The organism is Streptomyces sp. NPDC001922 (genome assembly GCF_042891165.1).
In the GTDB taxonomy this organism is placed as follows: Bacteria; Actinomycetota; Actinomycetes; order Streptomycetales; family Streptomycetaceae; genus Streptomyces.
In genome coordinates this window covers 276,084-299,898 of the sequence record NZ_JBIASV010000008.1, presented here as the reverse complement: position 1 = coordinate 299,898, position 23,815 = coordinate 276,084, and the positions used below count along the sequence as shown (strand labels likewise).

General features: G+C 72.0%; 21 protein-coding genes. 8 read left to right on the top strand and 13 right to left on the bottom strand.

Features of this window, described 5'->3' with window-relative positions:
* Positions 1–12: 12 nt before the first annotated feature.
* Positions 13–831: an enoyl-CoA hydratase/isomerase family protein gene (locus tag ACFYYR_RS17190; protein WP_388853257.1), complete on the top strand. Its 819-nt coding sequence runs from the start codon at positions 13–15 to the stop codon at positions 829–831.
* A 353-nt stretch (positions 832–1,184) separates the two neighbouring features.
* Positions 1,185–1,868, top strand: a complete 684-nt coding sequence (locus ACFYYR_RS17185) for a flavin reductase family protein (protein WP_388853254.1) — start codon at positions 1,185–1,187, stop codon at positions 1,866–1,868.
* 61 nt (positions 1,869–1,929) lie between these two features.
* Here the strand turns inward: ACFYYR_RS17185 and ACFYYR_RS17180 are convergent, their stop codons facing one another.
* The 4 genes from ACFYYR_RS17180 to ACFYYR_RS17165 all read right to left on the bottom strand — a co-directional run bounded on the left by ACFYYR_RS17180 (position 1,930) and on the right by ACFYYR_RS17165 (position 7,015).
* Positions 1,930–2,997 (bottom strand): Zn-dependent alcohol dehydrogenase, encoded by a 1,068-nt coding sequence (locus ACFYYR_RS17180; RefSeq protein WP_388853251.1) that lies wholly within the window; start codon positions 2,995–2,997, stop codon positions 1,930–1,932.
* Between the two features lie 98 nt (positions 2,998–3,095).
* Positions 3,096–4,568, bottom strand: coding sequence for an aldehyde dehydrogenase family protein (locus ACFYYR_RS17175; RefSeq protein ID WP_388853248.1), 1,473 nt, complete (start codon positions 4,566–4,568; stop codon positions 3,096–3,098).
* On the bottom strand, positions 4,559–5,740 hold the full coding sequence (locus ACFYYR_RS17170; protein ID WP_388853245.1) for an acyl-CoA dehydrogenase family protein: 1,182 nt from the start codon (positions 5,738–5,740) through the stop codon (positions 4,559–4,561). Before ACFYYR_RS17170 ends, ACFYYR_RS17175 begins: the two co-directional genes overlap by 10 nt.
* A 351-nt stretch (positions 5,741–6,091) precedes the next feature.
* Positions 6,092–7,015 carry an SDR family oxidoreductase gene (locus tag ACFYYR_RS17165; RefSeq protein ID WP_388853242.1) on the bottom strand — a complete coding sequence of 308 codons (924 nt, stop codon included), beginning with the start codon at positions 7,013–7,015 and terminating at the stop codon, positions 6,092–6,094.
* Positions 7,016–7,196: 181 nt separating this feature from the next.
* Here ACFYYR_RS17165 and ACFYYR_RS17160 point away from each other — a divergent pair, with 181 nt between their 5' ends.
* A complete protein-coding gene (locus ACFYYR_RS17160) occupies positions 7,197–8,123 on the top strand; it encodes a cyclase family protein (protein WP_388853239.1) in 927 nt (308 codons plus the stop codon).
* Positions 8,124–8,477: 354 nt separating this feature from the next.
* Here the strand turns inward: ACFYYR_RS17160 and ACFYYR_RS17155 are convergent, their stop codons facing one another.
* The 4 genes from ACFYYR_RS17155 to ACFYYR_RS17140 all read right to left on the bottom strand — a co-directional run bounded on the left by ACFYYR_RS17155 (position 8,478) and on the right by ACFYYR_RS17140 (position 13,201).
* Positions 8,478–8,942 carry an ATP-binding protein gene (locus ACFYYR_RS17155; protein ID WP_388853236.1) on the bottom strand — a complete coding sequence of 155 codons (465 nt, stop codon included), beginning with the start codon at positions 8,940–8,942 and terminating at the stop codon, positions 8,478–8,480.
* A gap of 450 nt (positions 8,943–9,392) precedes the next feature.
* Entirely contained in the window at positions 9,393–10,451 is a 1,059-nt protein-coding gene (locus ACFYYR_RS17150; protein WP_388853233.1) for an acyl-CoA dehydrogenase family protein, read from the bottom strand.
* 254 nt (positions 10,452–10,705) lie between these two features.
* Complete coding sequence (locus tag ACFYYR_RS17145; protein WP_388853230.1) at positions 10,706–11,962, bottom strand: acyl-CoA dehydrogenase family protein; 1,257 nt, start codon at positions 11,960–11,962, stop codon at positions 10,706–10,708.
* Between the two features lie 9 nt (positions 11,963–11,971).
* Complete coding sequence (locus ACFYYR_RS17140) at positions 11,972–13,201, bottom strand: amidohydrolase family protein (RefSeq protein ID WP_388853227.1); 1,230 nt, start codon at positions 13,199–13,201, stop codon at positions 11,972–11,974.
* Positions 13,202–13,334: 133 nt separating this feature from the next.
* Here ACFYYR_RS17140 and ACFYYR_RS17135 point away from each other — a divergent pair, with 133 nt between their 5' ends.
* The gene (locus ACFYYR_RS17135; protein WP_388853224.1) at positions 13,335–15,068 is read left to right on the top strand and encodes an AMP-binding protein; all 1,734 of its coding nucleotides are present in this window, start codon (positions 13,335–13,337) and stop codon (positions 15,066–15,068) included.
* A gap of 62 nt (positions 15,069–15,130) precedes the next feature.
* On the opposite strand, the gene ACFYYR_RS17130 is transcribed toward ACFYYR_RS17135, so the two are convergent.
* Positions 15,131–15,652 (bottom strand): EF-hand domain-containing protein, encoded by a 522-nt coding sequence (locus ACFYYR_RS17130; RefSeq protein WP_351514355.1) that lies wholly within the window; start codon positions 15,650–15,652, stop codon positions 15,131–15,133.
* A 118-nt stretch (positions 15,653–15,770) separates the two neighbouring features.
* On the opposite strand from ACFYYR_RS17130, the gene ACFYYR_RS17125 reads away from it, so the two are divergent.
* Positions 15,771–16,205, top strand: a complete 435-nt coding sequence (locus ACFYYR_RS17125) for a hypothetical protein (RefSeq protein ID WP_388853221.1) — start codon at positions 15,771–15,773, stop codon at positions 16,203–16,205.
* Positions 16,206–16,341: 136 nt separating this feature from the next.
* Here ACFYYR_RS17125 and ACFYYR_RS17120 read toward each other — a convergent pair whose 3' ends face one another.
* The gene (locus ACFYYR_RS17120; protein ID WP_388853218.1) at positions 16,342–16,716 is read right to left on the bottom strand and encodes an STAS domain-containing protein; all 375 of its coding nucleotides are present in this window, start codon (positions 16,714–16,716) and stop codon (positions 16,342–16,344) included.
* Positions 16,717–17,015: 299 nt separating this feature from the next.
* Here ACFYYR_RS17120 and ACFYYR_RS17115 point away from each other — a divergent pair, with 299 nt between their 5' ends.
* Entirely contained in the window at positions 17,016–17,597 is a 582-nt protein-coding gene (locus ACFYYR_RS17115; RefSeq protein ID WP_388853215.1) for a sigma-70 family RNA polymerase sigma factor, read from the top strand.
* Complete coding sequence (locus ACFYYR_RS17110) at positions 17,594–18,958, top strand: maleylpyruvate isomerase N-terminal domain-containing protein (RefSeq protein ID WP_388853212.1); 1,365 nt, start codon at positions 17,594–17,596, stop codon at positions 18,956–18,958. The genes ACFYYR_RS17115 and ACFYYR_RS17110 overlap by 4 nt, the downstream gene beginning before the upstream one ends.
* A gap of 117 nt (positions 18,959–19,075) precedes the next feature.
* On the opposite strand, the gene purU is transcribed toward ACFYYR_RS17110, so the two are convergent.
* On the bottom strand, positions 19,076–19,960 hold the full coding sequence (gene purU / locus ACFYYR_RS17105) for a formyltetrahydrofolate deformylase (protein WP_388853209.1): 885 nt from the start codon (positions 19,958–19,960) through the stop codon (positions 19,076–19,078).
* Positions 19,961–19,989: 29 nt separating this feature from the next.
* Complete coding sequence (locus ACFYYR_RS17100; protein ID WP_388853206.1) at positions 19,990–20,484, bottom strand: hypothetical protein; 495 nt, start codon at positions 20,482–20,484, stop codon at positions 19,990–19,992.
* A 123-nt stretch (positions 20,485–20,607) separates the two neighbouring features.
* Between ACFYYR_RS17100 and ACFYYR_RS17095 the strand changes: the two genes are divergently transcribed.
* Positions 20,608–21,882 carry an ABC transporter substrate-binding protein gene (locus tag ACFYYR_RS17095; RefSeq protein WP_388853203.1) on the top strand — a complete coding sequence of 425 codons (1,275 nt, stop codon included), beginning with the start codon at positions 20,608–20,610 and terminating at the stop codon, positions 21,880–21,882.
* A 22-nt stretch (positions 21,883–21,904) separates the two neighbouring features.
* On the opposite strand, the gene ACFYYR_RS17090 is transcribed toward ACFYYR_RS17095, so the two are convergent.
* Positions 21,905–23,170, bottom strand: coding sequence for a hypothetical protein (locus ACFYYR_RS17090; RefSeq protein WP_388853199.1), 1,266 nt, complete (start codon positions 23,168–23,170; stop codon positions 21,905–21,907).
* Positions 23,171–23,815 lie beyond the last annotated feature (645 nt).

Here is a 23,815-nt window from a genome sequence, read left to right as displayed (position 1 = left end):
AGGAGCTTGCGCATGAATGCCTCCCCCGAGAAGTCCTTGGAGACAGGTGTACTGCACGCCACTGACAACGGCGTCTCGTGGATCACCCTCAACCGCCCCGAGGCACTGAACGCCATCGCCCGGGACCAGCGGGAACGCATCATCGCGCTGCTCGAAGCGGCCTCCGCCGACCCCGCCGTGCGGGCCGTCGTCATCACCGGCTCCGGCCGGGGATTCTGCTCGGGTGCCGATCTGCGCGGCGACACGGCCGCACCCGAACGGGAACGCGTCGCGGGCGATGTGGCCCGGACGATCCGGGGCGGCGCCCAGCGGCTCGTCGCGGCCGTCCTCGACTGCGAGAAGCCGGTGATCGCCTCGGTCAACGGCGCGGCCGCCGGGCTCGGTGCACATCTGGCTCTCGCCTGCGATCTCGTCCTGGCGTCCGAATCGGCCACGTTCATCGAGGTGTTCGTGCGCCGGGGACTCGTACCGGACGGGGGCGGCGCCTACCTGCTGCCCCGTCTCGTCGGTCCGCAGCGCGCCAAAGAGCTGATGTTCTTCGGAGATGCCCTGTCCGCGACGGACGCCGAGCGTCTGGGCCTCGTCAACCGGGTGGTTCCCGCAGCGGCTCTGGAGAAGGTGACGCGCGCCTGGGCCGAGCGCCTGGCGGCGGGGCCCACGCGGGCCCTCGCTCTCACCAAGCAGCTGGTGAACACGTCACTCGACGACAATCGCGCCTCCGCGTTCGCCGCGGAGGCCGCCGCCCAGGAGAGCAACATGACGACGCTGGACGCCGGCGAAGGGGTGGCGTCGTTCAGGGAGCGCAGGCCACCGTACTTCCGCGGCCGCTGACCGCGGGAGCGGTTGCACTGCCGGAAGCCGATGCTCCGCCGGGGATGTGGGCCCGCCGCCGAACGCAGGACCGTCGGAGTACGTGCGACCACCGGTGGCGTCCACCCCGCGCGAAAGGGGAGCAGCCGAGCAGCACCCGAGGCAGTGGCGCATACGGCAGCCGGGAGCAGCCTCGCGAGCAGGAGGTGGCCGGCGCCCTGCCGCCCTCGGACCAACGGCAGCATTCCGGTACTCCGGGCCACCGGTGTTCCGGCACGTCGAGGCACAAAAGCCTGCCGCACAGGCAGCGGCCGCGGCCCTTCTCATCTGACGGAGCATCAGTTTCAATGGTTCTCATGATGGGACATGCGGGCATGGCTGCCACCGTCGTGCGCTACCTCCGCGCGACCGGCTCACCGACCTCCGAGCATCCGGTCGACCCCCTCCCCCGCCCCGACCTGCGCGCCGTCCGGGACGGCGAGCGTCCGCCGATCGACCCGGCTGACTTCCGCCGTGTCCTGGGCGCCTTCGCCAGCGGCGTCACCGTGATCACCGCGCCTGCGCCGGCGAACGCCCCGTCCTGCCCGGACGGACGCCGGCCGACGCCACAGGACGGCACCGGCCCCGCTCCGCGGGGAGAAGGCGGACCGGCGGCATTCGCGTGCCAGTCGTTCGCCTCGCTCTCCCTCGCCCCGCCGCTGGTCGCCTTCATGGTGGCGCGGACGTCCACGACCTGGCCCCGTATCGCCCGGGCCGGGGTCTTCTGCGTGAACATCCTGGGCGCACGTCAGGGCGCACTGTGCCGGAGCTTCGCCGTGAGCAGCGCCGAGCGGCCGGACAAGTTCGCGGGGGTGGCCCACGCACCGGCGCCGGTGACGGGCTCGCCGCGGCTGGACGGCGCGCCGGCGTGGATCGACTGCACGATCCACGCCGTCCACACGGGGGGCGACCATCTGATCGTGGTGGGCCGCGTCGAGGCGCTCGGCACCGACGACGCCGCCGCGGCGGAGGGCCCGCTGCTCTTCCACTGCGGGGCGTTCGGGCGCTTCACCGATTGACCAGTACGCGTCACCTCAGCGCCCTCGCACCCACCGCCGAAGGCCTCCCGCCGCCGACCGCTCAGAACGTCAGCACCCCGCGCGCCACCCGGCCGTGCCGGGCGTCGTCCGCCGCCTTGGCGAAGTCCTCGACGGGGTAGCTCCGGCTGACCAGTTCGTCCAGCATGAGGCGGCCCGCCCGGTACAGCTCGGCGTAGAGCGCGATGTCGCGCTGCGGCCGCGACGACCCGTACCGGCAGCCGAGAATCGACTTGTCGAGATACATCGAGGAGACGCGGAAGGACGCCTCGGCATCGGCGGGCGGCACGCCGAGGAGCACCGCCCGGCCGCCCCGGTCCAGCAGGTCGACGGCCTGCCGGATGAGCTCGGTCCGTCCCACGCACTCGAAGGTGTGGTCCGCGCCGGTGGGGAGGACGCGCCGGACGGCGGCGACGGTGTCGGGCGTGGCGGAGGCGTCGATGAAGTGCGTGGCACCGAACTGCCGGGCCGCTGCCTCCTTCTCGGGGTTGGCGTCCACCGCCACGATGGTCAGCGCCCCCGCCATCCGGGCACCCTGGATGACGTTCAGCCCGATGCCGCCGGTCCCGATGACGACGACGCTCTCGCCGCGGCCCGTCCCGGCCCGGTTGAGCACGGCCCCCACGCCGGTCAGCACTCCGCAGCCGATGAGGGCTGCCGAGGTGAACGGGATCTCCGGGTGGATCTTCACCGCCTGGACCGCCTTGACGACGGTGCGTTCCGCGAAGGCCGAGTTGGAGGCGAAGTTGTGGAGCCGTTCCCCGGCGCGGGAGAACGGCCGGCCGGGGCGCCCGATGGCCGCGCGGCACATGGTGGGCCGGCCGCGGTCGCAGTCGGCGCACGCACCGCAGTTGGCCAGCGTCGACAGCGCCACGTGGTCTCCGGGACCCACGTGCGCAACACCGGGGCCCACGGCTTCGACCACCCCCGCGCCCTCGTGGCCGAGAACGACCGGGACCGGAAAGGGAATGGTGCCGTCCACGACCGACAGATCGCTGTGGCACAGCCCCGCCGCCCGCACACCGACCAGTACTTCGCCCGGCCCGGGGTCGCGAACCTCCAGGTCGTCGACGACCCGGGTCCGCGTGCCGTCGAAGATCACACCTCTCATGACTGCTGTCCCTTCAGGAAGGCCGGACGTCAGGGGGTGGGGCCAGGCGGGCCGAAGCCGAACGAGGCAGGAGGCGAACGGATCAGCTGCGAACGGTTTCAGGAAGGCCAGACGACGGACTGGAGCTCGCTGTACGCGTGGAGGCCGAACGATCCGCCGTCCCGTCCGACGCCGCTCTCCTTGAAGCCGCCGAAGGGCGTCTCGGGGTGGCGCTGAACGGTGTTGATGCCGACATTGCCGCTGCGCAGCCGCGCCGCCAGCCCCCAGGCCCGTCCGGCGTCGGCGCTGAACACGTAGTCGTAGAGGCCGTACGGGGTCCCGTTGGCGATCCGGACCGCCTCGTCCTCGTCGTCGAACGGGATCGCCACCACGACCGGTCCGAACAGCTCCTCCTGGGCGACGGTCATCTCCGGTGCGACGTCGGCCAGGAGCGTCGGGGCGACGAAGAAGCCGGTGGGGAGCGCCGGCCGGGTGCCGCCCACGACGAGCCGGGCCCCCTGCCGGACGGCCCCGGCGATGTACGCCTCGACCCGGTCCCGCTGTGCGGCGGAGATCAACGGGCCGACGACCGTGGAGTTATCCACAGGGTCCCCGACGGTCAGTGCACCGGCGTACTGTCGGAGACCGGCAACGACCTTCTCGTACAGCGATCGATGGACGAGAGCGCGGGTCGGTGCCGTGCAGATCTGACCGCTGTGGAACGACCAGGTGGTACCGACCGCCCGGATCGCCGACGTGGCCACCCTCTCGTCGGCGTCCTCCAGCACGATGGCCGCGCCCTTGCCGCCCAGCTCCATCAGGGTGCGTTTCATCGTGTCGCCGGCGGACTGGGCGATCCGCCGCCCGACAGCGGTCGAACCGGTGAAGCTGATCATGTCGACATCCGGGTGCCCCACCAGCGCCTCTCCGGCCGCCGCACCGGAGCCGGTGACGACATTGAAGACGCCGTCGGGCAGCCCGGCCTCCTGGAGCAGAGGGCCCAGCTCCAGGCAGCCCAGCGGGTCCTGCGGGGCCGGCTTGGCCACGACCGTGTTGCCCATGGCCAGGGCGGGCGCCACTTTGCCCGCGAGGTTGACGATCGGAAAGTTGTAGGAGGTGATACAACCCACGACACCCACGGGGCGGCGGACGGCGGCGGCGCCGATGAGCCCACCGGGCGCGAGCGGACTCGCCTTCACGGGCTGCGGGGCGAGCGGCACGGTGTCCGGCTCCACGGCACCGCGCGCATAACGCCGGAACCGGTCGGCGGCGGTGGGGACCTGGAGGGTTGAGGCGACGCGCAGGGTGGCGCCCGTCTCGGCCTGAAGGAGCGGCACCAGGTCCTTGCCGCGCTCGACGAGCAGATCCGCGATGCGGTCGAGCACGGCGGCCCGCTCGCGGGGATCGGTCCGTGCCCAGTCCTCGTACGCGGCCCGGGCGGCGGTGACGGCTCGGCCGACCTGTGCACCGTCCGCCTCGGGGGCGTGGCCGACCGTTTCCTCCGTCGCCGGATTGATCACCGGGTAGTGGCCGTTGGCGGGCGCCCGCCAACGGCCATCGATCCAGTGCCCGTAGTGCGTCTTCACAGGCATCCGCGTGACTCCTTCGGGAGGCCGAGGACTCGCTCGGCGATGATGCCGCGCTGGATCTCGTCCGATCCCCCGTAGATGGTGTCGGCCCGGGTGAACAGGAACAGATGCTGCAGCGCGTCGAGTTCGTACGGGCTGTCCGCCGACCAGTCCGCCGGCCCGGCTGTCGCCGCCGCGCCCCGTACCTGCATGGCGAGTTCGCCGAGCCGCTGATGCCAGCGGCCCCACAGCAGCTTGGCGACGCTCGGCGCACCCGTGGCCGTCCCCGTGGACGATCCGAGGGTGCGCAGCGCGTTCCAGCGCATGGTGTGCAGCTCGGCCCACTGCCGTACGAGGCGGTCGCACAGCACCGGATCCCGGAGGGCGCCGGTTCCGGCACCCAGCCGCAGCACCCGGTCCAGCTCCTCGAAGAAGCCGATCTGCTGGACCAGCGTGGAGACACCGCGCTCCAGGGCGAGCAGCCCCATGGCGACCCGCCAGCCGTTACCGGGGCCGCCGACCAGGTGCTCGGCCCGCGCCTCCGCACCGTCGAAGAACACCTCGTTGAACTCGGCCGACCCCGACATCTGACGGATCGGCCGCACCTCGATCCGCCCCGGCTGATCCATGGGAACCAGCAGGAAGGAGAGACCGTGATGGCGCCGTGAGTCCGGTTCCGTCCGCGCGAGAACGAAGCACCAGTCGGCGTCCCGGGCGAGAGACGTCCAGATCTTCTGCCCGGTGATCCGGTACGTGCCGTCACCCGGATCCCGCACGGCGACGGTGCGGAGCCCGGCGAGATCCGACCCCGCGTCCGGCTCGCTGTAGCCCTGGCACCACAGTTCCTCACCGCGGGCCACGGCGGGCAGGAACCGTTCGCACTGTGCCGCGTCGCCGTGGGCGAGCAACGTCGGAGCCAGCAGGTTCTCCCCGATGTGCCCGACCCGGCCGGGCGCCTGCGCCCGGGCGTACTCCTCCGCCCACACCACTTGCTGGGTCACCGAGGCGGACCGGTTGCCGTACTCCCCCTGCCAGCCGAGCCCGATCCAGCCGTCCGCGCCGAGCTCACGCTCCCAGCGCCGCCGCACCTCCGGCTCCCCGCCCGCCGCGACGTACTCGCCGGCCAGGTGCTCCCGAAGCCATGCGCGCGCCTCTTCGCGGAAGCAGTCGTCCTCCGCACCGAAGCTGAAGTCCACGCCTTCTCCCCTCGCCGCCCACCTCGTACGGGGTCTGTGTTCTCCCGGGTGCCCGACTGCACCGCGCGGCACCGGTCACCCGACGCGCCATGCCGGGTCGACCGACCCTGCGCCGGCCGACTCCGCGTCGCGGGCTGGGCCTTGCTCCGTTCGCCGGACCGCTTCTGCCCGCACCCCTCGATGAACGCGGTGCGTTCGGTGCGCGCCATTCCGCTCGCTGCGGTGCATGCGGTGCGCAACGTTCCGCTCGCCCCGGTGGCCCGCTCCGGCCCGTCGCCTCCGCCGGGTGCCCCGATCGGTTGCTGCCCGGCCGGCGTCATCGCCCCGGCCGGCGTCGTCACCCCACCGGCGTCACGTACCGGGCCGGGCGTTGGGCCGGTCCCGGACGGCCGCCGCGGCTGCCATCGCCTCCAGCTGAGCGAGCATCGGCATCGGGTCGGTCCCCACCGATCCGGGCAGGAAGTCCGCGATCCGCTCGGGAGTCCAGGCACCCTCGGCATAAGCGGCCCGCAGCTCACGCGGCTGCGCCCACACCGCGATCTTGGGGCCGGCCACGGTGTAGACCTGGCCGGTGATCTTCTCCTGTCGCGCCCGCTCGCTCAGCAGATAGACGACGAGAGCGGCCACGTCCTCGGGCTCCCCGATCTCCTTCAGCTCCATCGGCACGTTCGCCGACATGCGCGTCCTGGCCACCGGGGCCACACAGTTCGCCGTCACCCCGTACTTGTGCAGTCCCAGCGCGGCACTCCGTACCAGCGAGATGACACCGCCCTTGGCCGCCGCGTAGTTGGCCTGGGCGACGCTTCCCTGGTGGTTGCCGCTGGTGAAGCCGATCAAAGCACCTGTGCCCTGGCGCCGCATCACCGCCGCGGCGGCACGGAAGACGGTGAACGTGCCCTTGAGGTGAGTGGCGACGACCGGGTCCCACTCCTCCTCGCTCATGTTGAAGAGCATCCGTTCCCGCAGAATGCCCGCCACGCACACGACGCCGTCCACCCGTCCGTACTCCGCGAGGGCGGTGTCGACGATCCGCTGTCCGCCGGCCATCGTCGAGACGTCGTCGGCGACGGCGACTGCCTCGCCACCAGCCGCCTCGATGTCCTTGACCACGGCTTCTGCGATCGCGCTGCTCGGATCGCCGCCCTCGATCGACACCCCGTAGTCGTTGACGACGACCCGCGCGCCCTCGGCGGCACAGGCCAGAGCAACGGCCCGCCCGATACCGCGACCGGCGCCCGTGACGGCGACCACCTTGCCGGCCAAGAAGTTCCCCACGCCGCGCCCCTTCCCGCAGTTTCTGACGAACCGTTAGATTCTGAGCAGAGGTGGCGCCGAACACAAGACCCGTACCTCAGCGATCCGGCCCCGCCGCACCGAGCCTGGCGACAACCCCTCACCCCCAGCCCTCCGCTCACCGGCAGGCTCCGGCCTCGCACCGACCCCAGAAGGAGACCTCGTGCCACTGCCACCGGAGTTTCACGACATCGCCCGCCGGGTCAACAACTGGGGCCGGTGGGGCGAAGCGGATGAGACCGGCACGCTCAACCTCATCACCGACCTCGTCGTACAAGCCGCCGCGGCCACCGTCCGCAGCGGCCGTCGGGTGCCCTTGGCCCTTCCGCTCCAGCAGGACGGGGTGCAGACGGGCCTCATCCCCGGCCGGGTGAACCCGCTGCACACCATGGTTGCCGTGAACCTGGAGATGTTCGGTCCCGGCACCGTCGCCACCAGCGACGACACCGTCACCATGGCCCTTCAGGCGGCCACCCACTGGGACGGCCTGACGCATGTCTCGCACTCGGGAAAGATCTACAACGGCCGCCCGGCGAACACGGTGACAGCCCACGCGGGCTCGGCGTTCAGCGGCATCGAGAAGGCGAGGCACATCGTCTCCCGAGGGGTCCTGCTCGACGTCGCCCGCGCGCACGGCCGAGAGCGGCTCGACGACGACCACGCCGTCACCCCGGACGACCTGGACGCCGCCGAGGAACTGGCGGGCACCACCGTCCGGTCCGGGGACATCGTGCTGATACGCACCGGCCAGATCCAGCGGTACCTCGCCGGTGACAAGCAGGGGTACGCGTTCCCCTCCCCCGGGCTGTCCATCCGCTGCCCGGAGTGGTTCCACGCCCGCGACGTGGCGGCCGTCGCCAATGACACCCTCACCTTCGAGATCTTCCCGCCGGAGATCGAGAACCTGTGGCTGCCGGTGCACGCGCTCGACCTGGTCGAGATGGGCATGCTGCAGGGTCAGAACTGGAACCTGGAGGAGTTGTCGGAGGCCTGCGCGGAGGAGCGGCGCTACGCGTTCCTGTTGTCCGCGATGCCGGAGCCGTTCGTGGGAGGCACCGGCACCCCGGTCGCCCCCGTGGCACTGCTGTGAACCCACAGCGGTGACCACCCAGGCTTGCGACCGCCGACTGCGGCCACCCTCCGGTGGGGACGCGATCGCCGATCCGCACATGAGGAGCGAGGGGCCCCAAGGGTCGGGACGAAGGAAGACCGGTCGGGTGGCGGCGCGCCCATGCGCACCCCGAGCACGGCACGGCGGACCGCCACCCGGCTCCGGTGCTCAGCCCCGCAGTTCAGCAGGGGCTCGCGGCGAGCACCGGACCACGACCCGCACTCGCCGAGGACCAACAGCACACACGCCCTCGACGTCCCCTCGCGACGAATCGCTCCCACAAGGGTGATCAAGTGAATACGAGTCGTCAACACCCGATCCGAACTTTGCCGCCTATGCCCCATGCGAAATGGCGCATTGGGGTTCATACGCGCCCGCGTTCAGCGGCTGACAGCGGTCGATCTCGCACCAGATACTCTTCCCCGCCCCCTCGGGCTCCCAGCCCCAGCGGTCGGCGAGGCCGTCGACGAGCTCCAGGCCGCGACCGTTGGTGTCGTCACCGTCGGCGTGCCGCGGCATCGGCGCCCGGGCACTGCGGTCGGCGACCTCGACCCGGACGGTCTCGGCCCCGGGGTCGGCCGCATCGGCATCCGGCAGGAGCATCCTCAGAACCGCCGGACAGCCGGTGTGCACCACAGCGTTGGTGACCAGCTCGGAGATCAGCAGGATCAACGTCTCGGCGAGCGGCTCATCGGGCCGTATGCCGGATCGCGCGAGGCGCGATCGAGCCCATCTCCGAGCCCGCCCCACCTCTGCGGGGTCGGGCCGCACCTCCAGCTGAACCTGAAGCACCTGCACCGCTCACACCATCCGAACCGGCGGACACATCGCCGCGCGCCTCCATGTGATCACGGAACGTGATCCCAACGGAGAACAGCATGGTTGACGTACAGTTACCCCAACAAGCGCTTCGGGCATATTCCGGCGCAAAGGAGTATGCGTACTGCATACTGTGCGACACGCGCTGCGGCGACTCGAACAACGGGGCCCGGAACGCCCCCACCGGGCGCGAGCAAGGTGCCTTCGCTCCCCCGGGAGCCTCGCCGCATCGGCCGCACCGGGGTTGTTGCGCATCGGAACCACTCGCACGCATGGGAGCGTACCGGAGGCCGGTGACGGCTCCCCCTTCTCACGCGTCACGTCTCGGACACAACCCGGTATCAACACTGAGTGACGAATCCGGTTGAACCAATCGGGCATTTCCCTGATGTCCACCAGCGGGCGACATCACCACCCGCCCACTTCGTGTCAGCCACCCTGCCCGTCAGCCGCCGGCTCCGCCTCCAGCAGGGAGGCCGCCAACGCCTCCTCCGCTGAGGATTCCGACAGCCACTGGCCCGCCCGCAACCATGCCCGCTTGAGGTGCAGATGCACCTCGGACTCCCAGGTGAAGCCCATACCGCCGCACACCTGCAGACAGTCGCGTGCGTTGCGCGCGGCGGCTTCGTCCGCCAGCAGCTTCGCGGCGGCGATGTCACCACCGTCACCGGTGACCGCGGCGGCGTACACGGCGCTCCGGGCGAGTTCCGCCCGCACCAGCATGTCGGCACACAGGTGCTTGATCGCTTGAAAGGCTCCGATGGCCTGTCCGAACTGGCGTCGCTCGCGCGCGTGCAGCACGGCTGCCTCCACGGTCCGCGCGGCGCTGCCGAGTTGCTGTGCGGCGGTGAGCAGTACGGCTTCCCGGCGCAGTTCCGCCGCCTCGCACCTCGGCGAGCCGAGCTCCGGCGGCGCACCGTCGGACGGCACCGCCGCTGCATGACTTCCGGCGGAAGCAGCGCCTCCTCCGATGGCGCCCCTGCTTCCGGAAGCCTCCTCGTGCCGGTGCAGCGGTGTCAGCGGATCCACCGAGCGCAGCGGGCGGGCGGCGATCCCGTCCGGTGGCAGCACTGCGACAGCCGTTCCACCGATGACGAGTACGGCGTCGGCACTGCTCAGATGCTCCACGAGGGCATCGGCTTCCGCGACGCCCCCGACGCCCGCGGCCTCCCCGGCCTGCACGGCGCCCTCGGTGATTCCGTCCGCGGTCCCGTCGGTGATTCCGTACGGGGCCCCGTCCATCGCGGTGACGATCACTTCGCCGGTCGCCGCGCCCTCGACCAGCCCTGCTGCCAGATGGGTGGCCAGGAGCGGTCCCGGCACCAGCGCCCGCCCGGCTTCCTCGAAGATCAGCACGGCCTCCGGCAGTCCGAGCCCCGCTCCGGCTCCGCTCGGGTGGTCCTCGGGCAGACGCAGCCCGAAGAGCCCCACGGCGCCGAGGTGCCTCCAGAGCTCCCGGTCCACCCGGCCCCCGGACGACTCCGCCACCGGCCCCCCGCTCCCCCACGCATCCGCACAGCCCCCGGAACCGCCGGGTCCAGCCGCCCGATCCGCCACAGCCGCGCCGAAGCCGCCTGACTCGTCGGCCCCACCGAACCCACCCGACCGGACCGCCGCGGACCCCGCGGACTCCGCGAACCCCGCGGCAGCCCGCAGCCGTTCGGGGCCGAAGTGTGTCTCCAACAGCGCCCGGACCGTGCTCCGCAGCGCCGCTTGCTCCTCCGTGAGCCGGAAGTCCATGGTCAGCGCCCCTTGGGCAGGCCGAGGATGCGCTCGGCGACGATGTTCCGCTGGATCTGCGAGGTGCCCGCGGCGATCGTGTAGGAGAGCGACGCCAGCCGGTCCGCGACCCATTCCCGGTCGGCGTCCAGCGCGTCGGCCGCCCCCAGGACGTCCGCCGCAGCGTCGTACAGCTCCTGCCGCGCGTGCGAGTAGCGCAGTTTGAACACCGAGCCGCCGATGCCGGGAACCCCCGCGCCCGCACCACTACCGGGAGCCCCCTGGCGCACCCCGGCTCCCGGAACTCCCCCGGAGCCGCCGCCACCGGCGGCCCGCGCCCCGTCCGCGCTCCCCGGCCGGTGCTGCGCCTCGCTCACGTTCCACTGGGTGAGCCGCCACAGGGCCGTGAACTCCGCCGCGAGCCGACCCAGCCGGCGCCGCAGCACCGGGTCGTCCCAGCGGCCGTTCCGCCGCGCCGTACGGGCCAGTTCGCCCAGCACGCGCCGACAGGCGACAACCTCTCCCACGAAGGCGGTGCCCCGTTCGAAGGACAGGGTCACCATGGTGACCCGCCAGCCGTCGTGCTCCGCGCCGATGCGGTGCGAGACCGGCACCCGCACCTCGTCCAGGAAGACCTCCGCGAACTCCGTCGATCCGGCCAGGGTGCGCAGCGGCCGTACGGTCACCCCCGGCGCGTCCATCGGCATCGCCAGCCAGGAGATCCCCCGGTGCCGCGGCGCCTCCGGGTCGGTGCGGACCAGCAGTTCGCACCAGTCGGCGACCTCCGCGTGGGAGGTCCAGAGCTTCGATCCGCTGACGACGTAACAGTCCCCGTCGCGGACGGCGCGGGTCCGCAGCGCCGCCAGGTCCGACCCGGCCTCGGGCTCACTGAACCCCTGGCACCACACTTCTTCGCCCCGCAGGATCGGCGGCAGCCACCGACGGCGCTGCTCCGAAGTCCCCTCGGCGGCGATGGTCGGGCCGGCGTGCAGCAGTCCGACGAAGTTCGCGCCGACGTAGGGTGCCCCCGCCCGCTCGGTCTCCTCCAGGAAGATCAGGTGCTGGGTGGGGGTCGCCCCTCGGCCGCCGGCGTCCCGCGGCCAGTGCAGCCCCGCGTATCCGGCGTCGTACAGCGCCCGCTGCCAGCCCAGGTCGTACGCCCGCCGCCCCGGCCAGTCGTGCGGGCCGGGCCGCGGCGGCAGCTTCGGCAGCGCGCCGCCCAGCCAGGCCCGGAGCCGGTGCCGGAAGTCTTCCTCCTCCTCGGTGTACGTCAGGTCCATCCGCCGCGCTCACCCGTCCAGATCGAGGTCGAGCATCCGTATGGCGTTGCCGCGCATGAGCTTGTGCACGGTCTCCTCGTCGAGCCCCTTCACATGGTCGAGCGCGACCTCCTTGGTATGCGGGAAGGTCGAGTCCACATGCGGGTAGTCGGTCTCGAAGGTGGCGTTGTCCCGTCCGACCACGTCCAGCGAGGCGACTCCGTGCTTGTCGCGGAAGAAGCAGCAGAAGATCTGCCGGTAGTAGTACGTCGACGGGGGTTCGGGGATCAGATCGCGGACGCCGCCCCAGGCGCGGTGCTCCTCCCAGACGTCGTCGGCCCGTTCCAGGGCGTACGGGATCCACCCCATCTGACCCTCGCTGTAGGCCAGTTTCAGCCGGGGGAACCGCACCAGCACCCCGCTGAAGAGGAAGTCCGTCATCGAGGCCATCGCGTTGTTGAAGCTCAGCGTCGCCTGGACGGCCGGGGGCGCGTCCGGCGAGGCGGCGGGCATCTGCGAGGACGAGCCGATGTGCATGTTCACGACGGTGCCCGTCTCCTGACAGGCGGCGAAGAAGGGGTCCCAGTAGCCGGAGTGGATGCTCGGCAGCCCCAGACAGGTGGGGATCTCGCTGAAGGTCACGGCCCGGACGCCGCGTGCCGCGTTCCGCCGGATCTCCGCGACCGCGAGGCCGACGTCCCAGAGCGGGATGAGGCACAGCGGGATCAGCCGGCCGCCGCTGTCCCCGCACCACTCCTCCACCATCCAGTCGTTGTACGCGCGGACGCAGGCCAGGGCGACCTCCTTGTCGTGCGCCTCCGCGAAGGTCTGCCCGCAGAAGCGGGGGAAGGTGGGGAAGCAGAGGGAGGCCTCGACATGGTTGAGGTCCATGTCCTTCAGCCGCGCCGCGGGGTCCCAGCAGCCGCGGCGCATCTCCTGCCGGGTGATCCCCTCGAGGGTCATCTCGTCCCGGTCGAAGCCGACGGCGGCGATGTTGCGCTTGTACGGGAACTTCAGGTCCTCGTAGATCCACCAGTCGGTCGGCGGCCCGTCCGGGTCCATGGTGATGACGTACTTGCCGCCGGTGTACTCCAGCTGTCCGATGCCGGCGGTCAGAGGCCGCGGCCCGCGGTCCCGGTGCTTGGCCGGCAGCCAGGTCTCGAAGAGGTGCGCGGGCTCGATGACATGGTCGTCGACGCTGACGATGCGCGGCAGGTCGGCCGGGGCCGCCGACGGCGTTCCCGGGGTGACTGCGGTCATGGCCTCTCCCCTTCGTTTTTTCTGATGCTCCGTCAGATATCGAGGCTAGCCCGCCCCCTCTGGACCGACAAGGCGTCCCGCTCTACGCTTCCCGCGCGATCTGACTATCCGTCAGCTAGGAGGGGGTCCGGAGATGACCGGCGGCGCGCACGGCCCGGAGGACATCGCGCACGGCCTGGAGGGGGCGGCGACGCTGTGGGAGCTGGTCACCCGCCGCGCCGCCCTCACCCCGGACGCCCCGGCACTCCTCCAGGACGCCGACGGCCCGCCGGCCGCCGGCACGAACGTTCCGGCCGGCAGCAGAACCTCGGTCGGCGGTGACGGCACCCCCGCTCCGGGCGCCGGCGCAGCAGAGAGCGCCACCGCCCCCGGCGTGCGCCGACTGACCTTCGGGGAGCTGTGCACGCGGGCGGAGCGCACCGCGGCGGGGCTGTACGAGCTCGGCGTACGCCCCGGGAGCCGGGTGGTCTGGCAACTGCCCACCCGGATCGAGACGGTGCTGCTGTCGGTGGCGCTGGCCCGGATCGGCGCGGTGCAGAGTCCGGTGATCCCCTACCTCCGGGACCGCGAGGTGGGCTTCGCGCTGCGCGAGGCGCGCGCCGGGTTCTTCGCCGTTCCGGGCCGGTGGCGCGGCTTCGACCACACCGCGATGGCCCACCGACTGGCCCGCGGGCTGCCCGGACCGCCGCTCGTACTCGACCTGCGCACGGGCCTCCCGGACGGGGATCCGTCCGTCCTGCCGCCACCGCCCGCCAACGGCACGGATGTCCGCTGGATCTACTGGACGTCGGGCACGACCTCCGACCCGAAGGGGGTGCTGCACACCGACCGCAGTCTGATCGCGGGCGGTTCGTGCCTGGCCGGCGCCCTGCGGCTCACCCCGTCCGATGTCGGTTCGGTGGCCTTCCCGTTCGCCCACATCGGCGGCCCGGACTATCTGGTGATGATGCTGCTGTGCGGCTTCCCCGCCCTGCTGCTGGAGCAGTTCTCCCTGCCCGGCTCGCTCGACGCCTACCGCCGGCACGGGGTGACGGTGGCCGGCGGCAGCACCGCTTTCTACACGATGTTCCTGGCCGAGCAGCGCAAGGACCCCGGACGGCGGCTCCTCCCGGCGCTGCGCCTGCTGGCGGGCGGCGGCGCGCCGAAGCCGCCGGAGCTGTACCACGCGGTCGTGGCGGAGCTGGGCTGCGAACTCGCCCACGGCTACGGCATGACCGAGGCCCCGATGATCACGATGGGTTCACCGGAGGACACCGCGGAGCAGCTGGCCGGTACGGAGGGACGGCCGCCCGCGGGCATGGAGATCCGGATCGTCGGCGCAGACGGCAAGCCGGCCGCGCCGGGGGCGGAAGGCGAGGTCCGGCTGCGTGGCGAAGCCGTCTGCCGCGGGTACTCGGACCCGGCCGTGACCGCCGCCGCGTTCGACGACGACGGCTTCCTCATCACCGGCGACCTGGGACGGCTCACCGCGGACGGCCATCTCGTCCTCACCGGGCGGCTGAAGGACGTCATCATCCGCAAGGGCGAGAACATCTCGGCGCGGGAGGTCGAGGAGCTGCTGCACGGCCTCCCGGGCGTCGGCGACGTGGCCGTCATCGGGCTGCCGGACGCGACGCGCGGGGAGCGGGTGTGCGCGGTGATCGAGCAGCCGGACGGGGCACCGCCGCTCACGCTGGAGGCGGTGACCGGGCATCTGCGGGACGCCGGGCTCGCCGTCCACAAACTCCCCGAGCAGCTCGAGCTGGTGGCCGAGCTGCCCCGCAACGACACGCTGCGCAAGGTCCTCAAGTACCGACTGCGGGAACGGTTCGCCGGATCCCTGCCCGCGGAACCGTCGCCCGGACCGGCCCCGGGAACCGGCCGCTGAACCGGCCGCGCGGCCACCGGGAAGCCCCGGGAGCGAGCCCCGGGCCCCGGTCGGGCCTCCGGTCAGGCGTCCGGTTCGGGCGTGGTGAAGAAGGCGGCGAACGCGGCGATGACCTCGTCCTCCGCGATCCGCCCGTCGCCGTCGGCGTCGAGGGCCGTCGCCACCTGGGTGCACTCCTCGGGTGTGACACCGAGCACCCGCAGCACGCGCTCCGCCTCGCCCGGGGTCATTCCGCCGTCACCGTCCGAGTCGGCGATCGCGATCACGGAGTGCAGGAAGGGCCGGGCGATCTCGGCGAAGCGCTGGGAGTTGTCCCGCAGCCGCTTCACGGCGCCGTTGACGAATTCCTCGCGGGTGATGCGCTGGTCGCCGTCACGGTCGGCCATCCCCGCCATGCCCTGCCAGAACGCTTCCGCGCCGTCGTAGAGCGCCTGGCCCTTCATCGAGCGGGCGGCGGTGTCGAACTCCGCCAGGACGGCGGCGGCCGCGGCGTTGAAGTCCTCACGGGAGATGTAGCCGTTGCCGTCCTGGTCGAAGGTGGCGAAGCGGCGGGCGATCTTGCGCTCGTACTCTGGGCGGTCCACGTCGGCCTCACGTTCTGTCGGGTACCGGCTGCTCAGATAGTAAGTGGTCTGGCGCGGGCTCGTGTTCAGATGATCTCCTCCGGTCATGGAGGCGGTTGCGGCAAGTGTCATAGCGGTCTTGGGAACTCTGCTGGGATCGGGGGTCACTCACGCCTTCCAGCGACGGGCATCCGACCGGAATGAGCAGTTCGCCCGGGACGAGCGGCGCCGGCAGGAGATGCTGGACGCCTGCGGCGCGTACGCCGGGCTCCTGGTGAATTACCGGCGCATCCTCATCCACCGGTGGTTCTTCGCACACGAGGGCCGGACGGACGAGAACGAGACCGAGATCCGGACGCGCTCGTACGATCTGCGCTCCCAGGCGCAGGAGGCGTTCTTCCGGATCCAGATGCTCTCCGACGACGACACCCTGGTCGCCCTGGCGGGCGAGGCGCTGGACGCCGCGAGTGTGGTGCACAAGGCCGTCGACCGGCCCGACATGGACACGCGCCGGGACATCAGCCGGGACGCTATCCACGCCTTCGTGACCGCGGCCGGGGGCCGCATCCGGTGAGCCCGCCCTCCGGCGGACACCGGGCCGGGGGCGAACGTTCGGACTGACGGTGAATTCTCCGCCCGAAGGTGAACGTTCCGCCCGAAGGTGCGCGTTCCCGCCGGCGCGGAACCGTTCCGGCGGTGCTGCGGGAGGGTCAGGCGGAGAGCGGGCTCGCCGCCTCGTCCACGGCCGCCGTGACGTCCGGGTAGACCTCGAAGAGCCTTCGGACGCCCAGCGCGGCGAGAACCCGGTTCACGTGGGAGCCGTCCTCGGCGCCGCGCGCCGGAAGGATCAGCCGCAGCCGCCCCTGGCACGAGCGCATCAGCCGGCGGGCGGCGATGAGGACACCGACGCCGCTGGAGTCGCAGAAACGCACCCCGGAGAGGTCCAGTACCAGGCTGCGGCGGCCGTCCGCCACGGCGTCGTGCACATGCTGCCGAACCGCGGGCGAGGTCACCAGGTCCATCTCTCCGGAGACTTGCAGAACAGCCCATTGGCCCTGCTCGTCCTCCATTACTTTCAACGTCACGCGCCCGAAGTCCCTTCACTCGCGCACTCTGCGATCGCTATGCGGAAGCAGTCCTTCCTCCTTCGGCTGCCCGAGGGCGTTCCCATGAAACACCCGCCTCGGTCGCCGCTCCGTCGACCCTACGCACAGCACGGAACCCCCGTCTCCGGGTACCCGGGCAAAGTGACCGGATCTATACCAGCCACGAGGACGGAAGGGGTGCACATTGCCGCAAAGAGAAGTCCGGTGTCCGTTCTGCCCACTACATTCGATGGGACGGTGAACGCCAGGGACGACGACGGCACAGGGACGAGGGCCGTATGACGAGCGACGCAGCACCCCGCTGGGACCGGAAGATGCAGCAGCGGCTGGCGCGCGGCGAGGCCGCGGCGCTGGGCGAGCTGTACGACCGGTTCGCGTCACTCGTGCACAGCCTCGCCCACCGGGTCCTGGACGACGAGGACGCCGCGGACCGGGTCACTCGTGAAGTCTTCGGCTACATCTGGGAAAATCCGGACGCCTACGACCCCAAGCAGGGTCCGCTGCGCTCCTGGGTGGCGATGCTCACCCAGCGCCAGGCCGTCCACCGGCTCCGGCAGGCCGAGTCGGAGCTCATACGGCGGGGCGGGGACGGCACACCCGACGAGGTCGAGGAGAAGGTCCGGGAGGCATCCACCGCGGCCCGCGCCGACTACATCCGGACGTCCATGCCCGCCTCCCTGCGCGCCGCTCTCGAACTCGCCTATTTCCAGCGCCGGGACTACCGGCAGACCGCCGCCGACCTGGGCGTCACCGAGGACGAGGCGCGGCGGAGGCTGCGTCTGGGGCTGCAGTTGCTGGCCACCGCGCACAGTCACTCACCACACGCGGCGTCGCCGCCCGGCTACGGGAGGGCTCTGTGAGCGGACCGTTCGGCCCCGGGCGGCACGATCCGGAGGACGACGGCCGGGACGGCGGGCGCAACGGCGGCGCCGGGCCGGGCCCCCGCCGGTTCGGCAGCGCCGGACGCCCGCGGATACCACCGCCGCGCTCGGCGCCGGAGGACAACGGACCGCTGCCCGACCCGCCGCCCGCGGTCCGCGAGGACATCACCCGGGTGCCCGCGCCCCGGCCGCCCGGCGCCCCGCGGCCGCTCCGGCCGCCGCCGGCTCCCGTCCCGGTCTACGACCACCGGGTGCTGAAGTCGCTGCTCGGCGCCTGGGCGCTGGCCGCCTGCTCCGCCGAGGAGACGGCCGCCGTCGAGGCGCACCTCACCGACTGCGCCCCGTGCGCGGACGAGGCGGTGCGGCTGCGCGACGCCGTCGGCCTGCTGCACAAGGAGGACAATCTCGACCTGGACCCCCTGCTCCGCTCCCGGGTCCTGGAGGGCTGCCTGGGCCGCCGGCCCGCGCGCATCCCGGTGCCCGAGTGGGCCGCGCCGTACGACGCGGAGTCCGCGCGGCTGGACGCCCTGCTGCGCGACATGGGCGCCGCGGAGTGGCGCGCCCCGGTCCGGCTGAGGTGGTTCGAGGAGGACCACGCGGTGGAGCGGGAGGTCACCGTGGCCGCGGTCCTCGGGCATCTGATGACGGTGGACTCCCTGGTGGCCGTGGCGCTCGGGCTCCCCGACCCGCTCGGCGCCGCGGCGCCCGCCGAGCCCTCCCCGGCGTCCCGGACGGAGGCGTACTGGCGCGGCGGGCTGCCGGAACAGCCGCGCTCGCTCCGGGAGCCCTGGCGGGACCAGGCGCACACCCTGATCCGCACGGTGTCGTTCGCCGGGCGCGGCGTCGCCGAACTGGAGGTGCCGTACGGGGACTTCACACTGCCGCTGCGGGACTCCTTCGTCGACCGGGCCTTCGAGTGCTGGGTGCACGCCGGTGACATCGCCGAGGCCGTCGACTACCCGTACGAGCCGCCGGTGCCCGGCCACCTCAACCTCATGATCGACCTGGCGGTGCGGATACTGCCGGCGACGCTCGCGGCGCGGCGGCGGGCCGGGCTGGCGAGCCCGCCCCGCACCCTGGTCGCGGCGGGCGCCCCGGGCCGCTCCCTCCATCTCGAAGTGGAGGGCAGCGGGGGCGGCGACTGGCACATCCCGCTCGACTCGCCCGCCGCCGTGGCATCAGAGGACCACGCGGTGGCGCATGTGGCACTGGACGGGATCGAGTTCTGCCGGCTCGCGGCCGGACATGTGCCGCCGGAGCAGGCCGCGGCGGGCCAGGAGGGCGACCGCGAGGCGATCCGCGACGTGCTGTCGGCCGTGGCCTCCCTCTCCCGCCTCTGAACCGGCGCAACCCGCGCATTCCGGGCCCGCTCCCGCGCGGCAGGATCCGGAGGACCCGGCAGGACCCGGAGGCCCCGGCAGGACCCGGAGGCCCCGGCAGGACCCGGAGGAAGGGCCTCAGGCGAAGACGACCGTACGGCTGCCGTTCAGCAGTACCCGGTGCTCGCTGTGCCACTTCACGGCACGGGCGAGCGCCTGGCACTCGACGTCCCGGCCGATCGCCACGAGCTGGTCCGGGGTGACCTCGTGGCCCACCCGCTCCACCTCCTGCTCGATGATCGGGCCCTCGTCGAGGTCCGCGGTCACATAGTGGGCGGTGGCCCCGATGAGCTTCACCCCGCGCGCGTGGGCCTGGTGGTACGGCTTGGCGCCCTTGAAGCTCGGCAGGAACGAGTGGTGGATGTTGATGATCCGGCCGGAGAGCTCCTTGCAGAGGTCGTCGGAGAGGACCTGCATGTAGCGGGCGAGGACGACCAGCTCCACGCCCTCGGACCGCACCAGCTCCAGCAGCCGCGCCTCCGCCTCGGGCTTGTTCTCCTTCGTCACCGGGATGTGGTGGAAGGGGATGTCGTAGGAGCCGACGAGCTCGGCGAAGTCGGTGTGGTTGGACACCACGGCCGCGATCTCCACCGGTAGCGCCCCGATGCTCGACCGGAAGAGCAGGTCGTTCAGGCAGTGCCCGAATTTGCTGACCATGAGGACGATCCGCATCCGCTCCTCGGCGCGGTGGATCTGCCAGTCCATGCCGAAGGAGTCGCCGACCGCCGCGAAGCTGGCCCGCAGCTTCTCCAGCGTGACGGGCACCTCTGCCTCGAAGTGCACCCGCATGAAGAAGAGCCCGGTGTCCCGGTCCCCGAACTGGTGACTGTCCTCGATGTTGCACCCGGTCATGAAGAGGTAGCTCGACACGGCGTGCACGATGCCCCGCTTGTCCGGGCAGGAGAGGGTGAGGACGTACTGCTCAGGGGCCTGCTGGGGTGCGGCGGACTGCGACTCGTTCATGACCCCATAGCGTCGCACACCCGCGGAGCTCAAGCCGTCCGGGTCATGATCGCGAGCACTTCCAGCGAGCGCGGCGGCGCGTCCGGGTCCTCGCCGTCGTTCGCGGCGAGCCGGACGTGGGCCTCCCGGGCGGCCCGTACGGCCTCCTGCCACCCGTGGTGCTCCAGATAGGCGGAGACGGGCGCGTCGGGGCCCACCTGGTGCATGATCCGGAGCACCCGCAGCACGGCGACGTCCACGAGGGCCGCCTCCTGCGAGTCACGGAAGATCGTTCCCACGTACTTCTCGGCGGACCAGTTGTCGAGCCAGGTGTCCTCGACGAGCCGGTAGACGGCGTCCGTGACGTCGCCATAACCGTCCCTGCCCGCCAGCCAGCACTCCTGCTGGAACACGGGGTCGGAGAGCATGTGCAGCGCCGAGCGCACATTGCTGCGCCAGCGCCACCACGGCATGTCATTGAGCGGCATGTCGCCCATGGTGGTGGAGCGACGGCCGCGGCGGGAAGACTTCTCCGAACCTTGCATGGTAATCGAGCATACGTTCTCCACACGGGATGCCGACCGGGCCCCTTCTGTTCACCCCGGCGTCACCGAGCGTTGAGATCTCATCACTCCGGCGTTACGGGGCAACCGGAAGGGTTGCCGAACATGACCGGACGGCGACGCCCCTCCTCCCCCCGCCCCTTCAAGGCCGCGGCGCTCGCCACGGCGGCCACGGCGGTCGGTGCGGCGCTGCTGAGCCTCTGCGGTGCGATACCCGGCATACCCGAGGGTTCCAAGGCCCCGGTGACGGTCATGACCTGGGCCCCGGAGGGCACCGGGGCGACCAATATGCCGGGGATGCCGGCCATGGCCGAGGCCTATGCCCGCTGGGTCAACCGGCACGGCGGCCTGAACGGCCACGAGCTCAAGGTCCTGACGTGCAACGACCACAACAACACCGTGGGCGCGGGCCGCTGCGCCCGGCGCGCGCTGTCCCGGGACGTCGTCGCGGTGGTCGGCTCGTACAGCCAGTACGGACACTCGTACATGCCCCAGCTCGAGGCGGAGGGCATCCCGTACATCGGCGGCTACGGGGTGACGGACGAGGAGTTCACCAGCCCGCTCTCGTATCCGGTCAACGGGGGCCAGGCCTCCCTGCTGGCCGGTAACGGCCGCCAGCTCGCCCGGTCCTGCACCCAGGTCTCCCTGGTCCGCCCGGACACCATCGCGGGCGACCAGATGCCGTCGTTCCTCAACGCGGGCCTGGCACAGGGCAGGCGCGGCACCGCGGACGACGTACGGGCCCCCGAGGACGCCACCGACTACAGCCGGCAGGCCCGCCGGGCGATGGGCGGTGCGGACTCCTGCGTCACCGCCGCGCTCGGCGACCGCACCGACACCTTCTTCGACTCCTTCCGCCGCCTCCAGCCGGACGGCCTGCGGGTCCGGCTCGCCTCCGTCCTGGGCAGCGTGCAGCAGTCACTGGTGACCCGCACCGGCAGCAAACTGGACGGGGCCTCCGTGACGGGCTGGTACCCGGTGGCGAGCGACCGGCGCTGGGACCCGATGCGCCGGGTCATCCGCGATCACGCCTTCGGCGACAACCGCATCGACGCCGCCGACCCCGGCGTGCAGACCACCTGGATCGCGTACACCGTGCTGCGCGAGGCCGTCGAGTCGCTCGGCAACGACGGCGAGGTCACCGCACACTCCGTACGCCGCGCCCTGGACGGCCCGCTCGGCGACGGGGGCGTCGACACCGGCGGCCTGACCCCCAAGCTGAGCTGGCGCTACGAGGACATGCTCGCCGTCAAGGGCTTCCCCCGCATCACCAACGCGATGGTGACGTACCAGCGCGTCCGGGACGGGCGGCTGGTCGCGGAACGGAACGGCTTCGTGGACGTCTCCGGCACGCTGGAGCACCGCCGCGAGGAGGGCTGACCTCCGAGCTGGGCGGCCGCCCTCAGAGCTGGGTGAACTGGCGCTGGGGAAGGCCGTACTTCGACGCGATCTTGTTCCAGAGGGCGGCGGCCTCCTTCTTGGCCACCGTGGCCTGACCGCTCGCCCGGTTGCCCGCGGCCGCCTGCGGGGTGACCCGCGCCCGGCCCTTGTGACAGCCCTTACGCCCGCCGACCTGGTCGGCCCACGCGGCGTAGTGGTTGTCGGCGGCGGCGGACGCCTTCCAGGCGCGCGTCAGGGAAGCGGTGAGCGCCGCGTTGTTCGGCAGTTCGTCGACCGAGAGCTTCTGCAGCCGGGTCACCAGTCCATTGCGCTGCCCGGCGGCGGCGCGCAGATCCTGCGCGGACTGACCCAGGTTGGTGCAGGTCCGGGTGTTCTCGACGGAACGGATCACCGTCGACCGGCTGTTGTTGCTGTCCTCCAGCAGGCTGTCGAGCGACTTCGCCTGCTGCTCCGCCGGATCGGCCGCCGCCGACGGGCTCTCCTTCTCGTCCTCCTCCGCCCCCGCGGCGCTCGACTGGGCGGCCTTCTTGACACCCTTGTCCCCGTCGTCGCCACTCAGCGCGGCACCGGCCGCGAGCCCCGCGACGGTGCAGCCCGCGATGACGATCGCGATCAGCGCCACCGGCGAGAGCCCCTTGCGGGAACGCGCCGGGGGCTCGTACTGCTGCTGCGGGGCGTCGAACTGCGGGTCGTACCGGGGTATCTGCTGCGTGGAGCCCGGGGACGAGTCCCCGGCGTCCGCACGGAACAGCCCGTCGAACTCCGCGGGCGGCTGCCGGTCACCGGGCATACCCGGCCGGATCCCGTACGGGGCCCGCGACGGCGCCTCGGGAGCCGGCACGGGGGCCCCGATGAGCTGCGTCGCCTCCGCGTCCGAACCCTGCTCCGCCAACGAGCGGCGGCCGAGGAACTGCGTCGGCTGATCCCGGACCTCGGGCGGCAGTGGGGCACCGGCGGACACCGGCGGTATGTACTGGGTCGCCTGCGCATCGCCGGACTCCTCGGCCGGCAGCGGCTGCGCCGCCTGCGGCTGCGTGGCGTGCGGCTGCGTGGCGTGCGACTGAGGGGCCTGCTGCTGGGCGGGCTGCTGCTGGGCGGCTTGCGGCTGGGCGGGCTCCGGCCCCCAGGGCTGCCCCCACGGCTGCCCGGCCGCCGGCCCGGACTGCTCCGGCACCCACGACTCCCCGTGTGCGGGCAGCACGACGCCTTCATGTGCGGGCGTGGCCGCAGGCAGATGCGGGTCGTTTCCCTGTCCGCTGTGCGACACCGGGACTCCTATGACTGGGCGGAACTTACGGAACCGTCGGGTCACGCTACCGGGTCGCCGCACCCCTCTGCCATGTCCCTGCCCTCACCCGTCCCCACCTGCACAGATACCCCCCACCCCCACCGGAATCCAACGTTCCATCACCCCCGCACCCCACCACCCCACCCCCACAAACCAACCCAAATACCAACCCCCCAGCCCCACGCCCCATATCACCACAAACAACCCAAATCAATTCCGAAGAAACGCCCCCCACGGACACCCCGGACCCACACACGAGACGAACACCGTGAGCAATGACGATTGAAGGGACCCCCGGAAGGCCGCAGCGCCCCGGCTGAACATCAGGAGGCGCCCCACAGGCGACCGGGCCAAGGTGACACCTCGCACGTCAAGACCGCCCCGGACGCAAGGAGCTCAGGGACGAGGTGATCGCCGACGTACGGGGAGGGCAGACGAAGAGGCGCGGTGCCACCTGCCCGGCGGTCCGGACCGCAAGGGCGCGGTGCCGCAGGGCTGGGTGGACGCAAGGGGGTGGGGGCGCAGGGGTGGGGGGTTCCGGAAGCTGCCGTGTATTTGTGGGCCCCCAGGGCCCGTAAATATACGTTCCGGAACCCCCCCCCCCCCCGGCCCCCCCCCCCCCCC

Excerpts from the sequence above, each read along its gene's own strand:
- ACFYYR_RS17145 (WP_388853230.1), bottom strand. The coding sequence starts at position 11,962 with ATGGACCTGACGTACACCGAGGAGGAGGAAGACTTCCGGCACCGGCTC.
- ACFYYR_RS17175 (WP_388853248.1), bottom strand. The coding sequence starts at position 4,568 with ATGCCTGTGAAGACGCACTACGGGCACTGGATCGATGGCCGTTGGCGG.
- ACFYYR_RS17100 (WP_388853206.1), bottom strand. The coding sequence starts at position 20,484 with ATGCAAGGTTCGGAGAAGTCTTCCCGCCGCGGCCGTCGCTCCACCACC.
- ACFYYR_RS17185 (WP_388853254.1), top strand. The coding sequence starts at position 1,185 with ATGGCTGCCACCGTCGTGCGCTACCTCCGCGCGACCGGCTCACCGACC.
- ACFYYR_RS17180 (WP_388853251.1), bottom strand. The coding sequence starts at position 2,997 with ATGAGAGGTGTGATCTTCGACGGCACGCGGACCCGGGTCGTCGACGAC.
- ACFYYR_RS17115 (WP_388853215.1), top strand. The coding sequence starts at position 17,016 with ATGACGAGCGACGCAGCACCCCGCTGGGACCGGAAGATGCAGCAGCGG.
- ACFYYR_RS17135 (WP_388853224.1), top strand. The coding sequence starts at position 13,335 with ATGACCGGCGGCGCGCACGGCCCGGAGGACATCGCGCACGGCCTGGAG.
- purU (WP_388853209.1), bottom strand. The coding sequence starts at position 19,960 with ATGAACGAGTCGCAGTCCGCCGCACCCCAGCAGGCCCCTGAGCAGTAC.
- ACFYYR_RS17190 (WP_388853257.1), top strand. The coding sequence starts at position 13 with ATGAATGCCTCCCCCGAGAAGTCCTTGGAGACAGGTGTACTGCACGCC.
- ACFYYR_RS17095 (WP_388853203.1), top strand. The coding sequence starts at position 20,608 with ATGACCGGACGGCGACGCCCCTCCTCCCCCCGCCCCTTCAAGGCCGCG.
- ACFYYR_RS17140 (WP_388853227.1), bottom strand. The coding sequence starts at position 13,201 with ATGACCGCAGTCACCCCGGGAACGCCGTCGGCGGCCCCGGCCGACCTG.